General features: G+C 41.1%; 6 protein-coding genes. 2 read left to right on the top strand and 4 right to left on the bottom strand.

Annotated features, from left to right (window positions below):
- A partial coding sequence (locus ACWIX0_RS12595; RefSeq protein WP_454174336.1) for a hypothetical protein occupies window positions 1-198 on the top strand: 198 nt, incomplete at its 5' end.
- Between the two features lie 37 nt (window positions 199-235).
- Here the strand turns inward: ACWIX0_RS12595 and ACWIX0_RS12590 are convergent.
- Window positions 236-760 (bottom strand): ankyrin repeat domain-containing protein, encoded by a 525-nt coding sequence (locus tag ACWIX0_RS12590; RefSeq protein ID WP_454174337.1) that lies wholly within the window; start codon window positions 758-760, stop codon window positions 236-238.
- Window positions 761-828: 68 nt separating this feature from the next.
- Window positions 829-2,277 (bottom strand): catalase, encoded by a 1,449-nt coding sequence (locus tag ACWIX0_RS12585; protein WP_454174335.1) that lies wholly within the window; start codon window positions 2,275-2,277, stop codon window positions 829-831.
- 218 nt (window positions 2,278-2,495) lie between these two features.
- Between ACWIX0_RS12585 and ACWIX0_RS12580 the strand changes: the two genes are divergently transcribed.
- Window positions 2,496-3,107 carry a nitroreductase family protein gene (locus ACWIX0_RS12580; RefSeq protein WP_454174334.1) on the top strand — a complete coding sequence of 204 codons (612 nt, stop codon included), beginning with the start codon at window positions 2,496-2,498 and terminating at the stop codon, window positions 3,105-3,107.
- A gap of 168 nt (window positions 3,108-3,275) precedes the next feature.
- Here the strand turns inward: ACWIX0_RS12580 and ACWIX0_RS12575 are convergent, their stop codons facing one another.
- On the bottom strand, window positions 3,276-5,408 hold the full coding sequence (locus ACWIX0_RS12575) for a DEAD/DEAH box helicase (RefSeq protein ID WP_454174333.1): 2,133 nt from the start codon (window positions 5,406-5,408) through the stop codon (window positions 3,276-3,278).
- Window positions 5,408-6,560: DNA methyltransferase (locus tag ACWIX0_RS12570; RefSeq protein WP_454174332.1), on the bottom strand; the 1,153-nt coding region annotated here is incomplete at its 5' end. The genes ACWIX0_RS12570 and ACWIX0_RS12575, both read right to left, overlap by 1 nt.

Here is a 6,560-nt window from a genome sequence, read left to right as displayed (position 1 = left end):
TCGCTTCACAATCCCCAAAATATCGATAGATTTGCCGATAAAATTTTGCAAAGCAAAAATGCGTTTATGGAGTTTTCACGCACCAAAGCAAAAGAGGCACAAGAGCGCGAATGCCACACGATTCAACCAAAGGAGCAAATCGGCATAGGGCAAAAAGCAAAAATTGTCAAATGCTATGCCGTGAATGCAACCGCGTAAAAGTCGCGAAGTAAGAAACAAATTCTGCTGCAAATCATTACAACCGCATACATTTGGCAAAAAGCCGTTTCCATAATGGGAGTTTTTTAGAATTATAGCTAAGCAAAAGGGCTAAAATCTCTTTTTGGCGAAACATTATCGCTGTATTTATGGGGCTTAAAATCGCGCTACTTCGCGCAATTCCTTTAAAATCACCTGTGCCATTTATCGTGCTATTTTCATCACAGCCATTTGGACTTGCCCCTGCTTTTAGAAGCAAATCCGCCACTTCTATATAGCCTTTGAAGCAAACTCCCGCTAGTGGCGTATGCCCCCTGTCATTTGGTTTATCGACACTCGCACCAAAATCTAGCAAAAGACGCACGCACAAAAGCGCGTTGTGATAGCTTGCAAGCATTAGTAAGCTGTCGCCTTTGTGGTTTGAGAGATTTGGATTTAGCCCATTTTCAAGCATTATTTTTAGGCTTTCCGCGTCATTATTTCGTGCAAAATCAAAGGACATTTTGACAAATTCCTCCATTTTGGCATATTCTTGCGGGGTTAGATTTTGCGAATGTGGCATATTTGGCGCAGAATCTTGGGATTTTTGCGCTAGATTCTGCGAATCCGCAGAATCTATTAAATAATTACTCATTTTGCTAATAACTCCGTAATTCGCGCCCCATAGTTTGCATCAGCTTTAGTGAAATGCTCTAACTGCAATTTGATGATTTTTTCATTTATGCCTTTCATCGTGCCTGCTATTGTTTGGCAAAGTCGCTCTTTTTCCTCCGCGCTCATTAGCCGATACAAATCCCCCGCCTGCGTGTAATAATCGCTATCTTGCGCGCGATAATCCCACTGCCCTAGCCTGCTATCATTCTCAAAGTGAAGCGGGTCTAAAATCGGCTCTTTTAGATTCCAATTATCTTTATACCCGTCCAAAACGCTTGGTTCATAGTTGCGTCTATCGCTGTATGCGCCATTTGTCATATAGCCATCTCTTATAGTTGAGTGCATTGGGGACTTTGGTGCGTTTATGGGGAGTTGATTATGATTTGCGCCAAGCCTATATCGCTGCGTATCGCCATAGGCAAATAATCGCCCTTGAAGTAATCTATCAGGGCTAAAGCCAATGCCCGGCACAATATTTGCGGGATTAAACGCGGCTTGCTCCACTTCAGCAAAGTAGTTTTGTGGATTTTTATTTAGCGTCATTATGCCTACTTCAATGAGCGGATAATCCCTATGACTCCACACTTTTGTAACATCAAATGGGTGGAATTTATAAGTCTTGGCTTCAGATTCTGGCATTACTTGGATTGAGAGTTTCCATCGTGGGAAGTCCCCTCGCTCAATGCTTTCAAACAAATCCCTTTGATGAGAATCCATATCTTTTGCGCGAATTGCCTCTGCTTCCTCGTTTGTGAGGTTTTTAATGCCTTGCATTGTGTGGAAGTGAAACTTCACCCAAAATCGCTGATTTTTCTCATTGATAAGGCTAAAAGTGTGGCTTCCATAGCCATTCATATTACGATAACTCGCTGGTATCCCTCTATCGCCCATAAGGTAGGTTATTTGGTGCAAAGATTCTGGAGTTTGACACCAAAAGTCCCACCACCGCTCGCTATTTTGGATATGCGTGCGTGAATCGCGCTTTTGAGAGTGGATAAAATCAGGGAATTTATATGGGTCGCGGATAAAGAAAATCGGCGTATTATTCCCCACCAAGTCCCAATTCCCCTGCGTAGTGTAAAATTTCACCGCAAATCCACGCGGGTCGCGCACCGCATCTGCTGAACCACTCTCTGGAGCGACGGTAGAAAATCTTATAAACATTGGCGTTTTCGTGCCTTTTTTAAACACTTCTGCTTTAGAATACGCGCTAATGTCATTGGTGATTTCTAGCACTCCGTGCGCCCCGCTACCGCGTGCGTGCACCACTCGCTCTGGGATTCTCTCCCTATCAAATGCTGCGAGTTTCTCTAAAAACCACGAATCTTGCAAAAGAAGCGGTCCTTTTGGTCCCACACTCATCACATTTTGATTATCGCCCACAGGGCGTCCGCTTGAAGTTGTTAGATTTCTAAAATCTGCCATTTTTTCTCCTTTAGTTGTTGTGATTTTTGGTTTGTTTTTGCAAAAAATCTTGCAAAATCCAAAACCTTGATAAGTATAATAAATAAAAATTATTAACTACTAAATAATTTCTAATAATTTTATTTTGCGTTTTTAGATATTGTCAAATATTTACTAAGATATTTACTAAGAATTTGTTAGCATTGCTTCTTTAAAAATTTTGATTTTAAGGAGCAAAAATGACTTTTGAAGAATCCTTGCAAGCGCGACACGCGTGCAAAAAATTTAGCGATAAGGAAATCCCAAGTAAAGATTTAGAGGCGATTTTAGAGGCTGGGCGATTAGCACCCAGTGGCTATGGCTTTGAGCCGTGGAAGTTTGTCGTGGTGAGCAAAGAGTATAGCGCAGAGCTAGCAAAAGCCTGCTACTCCCAAGAAAATGTCGCCACTGCAAGCCATAATATTGTGATTTTAGGGCGAATGGATTTGCGTAGCAAAGATGAGTTTGCGCGTAAGCAGGTTCGGCGATTTGCCACAGATGAAGCGCATTTTGAGCAGATTTTGGGAATCTACACAGGCTGGGCAGATGCGTTGAGCGATGAGCAAATCTTTCACTTTAGCCAAACCCAATGCCACCTCCCGCTAATGCAAATGATGAACGCCGCGATATTTAAGGGCATTGATTCGTGCGCGATTGGCGGGTTTGAGCGTGATAAAGTGGAGGCGTTTTTGGGCGTGAAAAAGCCCTTTGGTGTAGCGGTAATCCTCTCACTTGGCTATGGCGCAAATCCGCCAAAACACAGCAAAAAGCGACAAGAAAAAAGCGAAGTAGTGGAGTTTTTTAGACACTAGCTTAAAAAATAGCGTTGAATAATTTTTCTAGTTTTTTGGCGTTTTTTAGTTTTTTTCTAGTTAGTGCTATTTTTGCATAAGCCATATTTTCATCACCCAAAAGCACGATTTTATGGCTTGTGCTAAACCACTACAAAAAGCAAAATCTAAATTTTGCGTTCCCATTTTCTACTTTCTCATTTTTTCTACCACTACTTGTGCAATGTCTCCCTCGCTAAAAATTTCCCCACCAAATCTATCTGCGCTATTTGCATAACACCGCACTTTCCAAGCGTTGTTTTTTTGCTTTATCGGTATCCAAAAATGATATGGCAATTTTTTAGAAATCGCTTTATACACTTTTGCTAATTCAGCGATTTTGCGCCCGTATTCGCCCCCGCCAAACGCGCTTGATTCGCCCAAGCCACCAAAATCACCAAAGCTAGAATCCACACTCTTTACCTCAAAAATATGGATTCTATCGCTAAAATCTTTTAGCACAAAATCAGGGTAAGAAAAATGTCGCCCATTTAGATAGTATTCAAATTTTATGCCAGAGTTATAGGGATAGTTTTTGCCAAATAGCGCGACTTTTTCGCCATTTATCACTATGCTTTTGATAAGTTCTTTTTTGTATATTTCTCTTATGATTTTTATCCATTCTTTTTCAGCCCTGCTATCAAAGGCAAATTGCTCACCATCACATAGCCAAATCCAATTTTCTAACGCCTCTTTATCAAATCCATATTCCCTTTCATTGAAAAAACTCTCCAACGCCAAATTCCCGCTAACTTCGCTAATCTCCACACTTTTATCATAATCCAACACTTCTTTTTCATACTCGTTTTTAAGCAAAGCAAAATTATTTGCAAACGCATACCACTTGCTAGATTCACTCCCTGCATACGCCTTGCACTCCGCTTCTAACGCGCTATTAGATTCTAATTCTCTATAAAGCGTAAAAATATCCTTTTTGCCACGCATTCCACTAGAATCTGCACCCAAACGCTCCAAAATCTCCACTGCGCTAAAATCTAATTTCTCGCCACTCTTTAGCGTGGTTGCTTTTATGGCAAATTCTTTGATAATCTCATTTTTTACCAATCCATCGTGAATCTCCCATTTTAGCCACACTTTTATCGCATTTGATTCTTTTGGCTTCACACCATAAATATACGCTTTGCTTATCAAATCCCTTTGCGTTTTATTTAGATTTTCAAAATCTAGCAATCGCGGATTGCGCCGCACACGGCCTATGACTTGTTCATCAAGCTGTTTGCTTTTAGAGTCGCGCATTTGGTAGAGCATACACGCGCGGGGTATATCCCAGCCCTCGCTTATCACCATTTTAAATACGATTATGTCAATCGTGCTGTTATTGCCCTTTGCGTATTCTTTCCATTTTTTTACGGGGAGTTTATTTTTGGCGATTTTGTCGTTACTCTCGCATTTATTGGAGTTTGTATCATCTACGATTATCATATATTTTAGCTCGCTATGAGATTTTATGGCTTCTTTTATCATTGCGATTTCTTTGTCCGCTTTGTCTTTGTTTGAGATTTGGATAATCATACACAGATTTAGCCCCACGCCCTTTTGCTCGTCCAAATACGCTTTTTTTAGATTTACATATTCGCCTATTGCGTTTTGTAGTTCATCTGTGCTACTTTCATCATCGATATTTTTTAGATTCACGGCTTTTATGAGATTTGCATTTACTGCTTGTTCCTCTGTGATTTCGACATCTGGGGTTTGTTTGCGCTCTAATTTTGGCGTGGCAGAGATATTTATCACTTTCTCAAAATATCCATTGCCTTTATTATCCATTATCAAACTATCCAAATTTTTTGTAGCGATATGGCATTCATCTTTGATTAGATAAATCTTTTTGCCCTGCGTGCCATACTCTAAACTCGGGCTTTGCCATTTGAGGAAATTCACTAACGCACCTTGTTTGAGTTTGGATTTTTCTTTATACAAATCGCGTGGCAACACATAGACATTATAGCCTATGGGAATGTGCAATGCTTCCTCCCCGCTATCATTTGAGTCAATCAAAAAAGGTTTTAGATTGCTAAATCGCTCCCGCGCAAATCGACAAAATGCCTTAAAATTTTGCTCCCCTAATCCGCCCTTTGAGAGTGTGCTAACGACAAAGACGACATTGCTATCAGATGCGATTACGCGACTCATAAAATCACTCATCATATAGGTTTTGCCACTGCCTGTGGGAGCTTTGAGCGTTACTTCTTTTTTAGATTTTACACACGCAAAAAGTTTGCTAACCGCTTCATTTTGCAAATCAATGACTTCTTGTAGCATTATTCGCCCTTATCGCTTGATTTTTGCGCGTTAGGATTTTGTGGATTTTGCGCATTGTGGTTGTGTGGATTTTGCGTGTTTTGTGTGATGCCTTTGGTGCGTTTGATATACTCTGAATCTGATTCAATCGTATTTAGCGTGATTCCAAAATTTTGCGCTATCCATTTTGCTTTGTTGTGAATCGATTCAAAGCGGGGCAGATTATAAGCGCATTCATCGATTAAATCAAGCGGATTGCCACTAAATTCCCCCTCCCTTTCACGAAAATTTGCATTTGCACGAGAATCTGCATTTTGCTCCCCCTCCATTGCGCGTGGAGATTCCATAGATTCCCCCTCCCTTGCGGAGGGGGTTAGGGGGTGGGTAGAATCTTGCGCATATTTGCTAATCTTTGCGATTTGATAAACTTCTAAATTATCTTTGTATGGTGCGTTTTTCTCACGCCATTTAAAGTCTTTATTGCCATCGTAACATTCCCCGCTCATTATGCGTTTAAGGCGTTTTGTCGTTACATCGATTGCTATGCCATTTGGATTTATATCAGTGATTTCGTTATTTGTAACCAAAATGCACTTGCGATTGCCATTATCTGTGCGATTTAGCTCCATAACGGCGTGAGCGGTCGTGCCACTTCCTGCGAAAAAATCTAGGATAATATCAGGGGGCGTTGTCTCTTTGTCGCTTTTGCGGGAGTGTGCGTTGTCAGCTTCGGTCATTTGCGACAAGCAAACTCCCTCGCTTCCAACTTCACAACCCACAAAATCGCCTAAAGATACTTCCGCCCCATTACTTGATAAATGAGAATTTGCATTATCCGTCATTGCGAGATTTTGCTTAGCAAAATCGTGGCAATCCACATTGTCATATTGAGGTTTCACAGAAACCGAAATATCTTTTTCCTTGTCATTTTGAGCCGTAGGCGAAAAATCTCTATTTTGAGATACTTCGGCTAAAGCCTCAGTATGACAAGGGCTTTGTTCCCCCTCCCGCAGCACGAGTGAGGCTAGGGGGAGGGTAGATTCCGCATTTGCAAAAGTCGCATTTTTAGAAGTTAAAGCGTTTTTATACCCACCCCCTTTATCCCCCTCCGCAAGGGAGGGGGAATTTATGGAGTTGTCAGAATCTAACTTACGCGCAGAGTTTACAAACTCT

The sequence above is a fragment of the Helicobacter sp. T3_23-1059 genome (genome assembly GCF_053654515.1).
The sequence above is the reverse complement of the archived record's forward strand: the minus strand, read 5'-3'. Positions and strand labels throughout refer to the sequence as shown.

Excerpts from the sequence above, each read along its gene's own strand:
- ACWIX0_RS12575 (WP_454174333.1), bottom strand. The coding sequence starts at position 5,408 with ATGCTACAAGAAGTCATTGATTTGCAAAATGAAGCGGTTAGCAAACTT.
- ACWIX0_RS12580 (WP_454174334.1), top strand. The coding sequence starts at position 2,496 with ATGACTTTTGAAGAATCCTTGCAAGCGCGACACGCGTGCAAAAAATTT.
- ACWIX0_RS12585 (WP_454174335.1), bottom strand. The coding sequence starts at position 2,277 with ATGGCAGATTTTAGAAATCTAACAACTTCAAGCGGACGCCCTGTGGGC.
- ACWIX0_RS12590 (WP_454174337.1), bottom strand. The coding sequence starts at position 760 with ATGCCACATTCGCAAAATCTAACCCCGCAAGAATATGCCAAAATGGAG.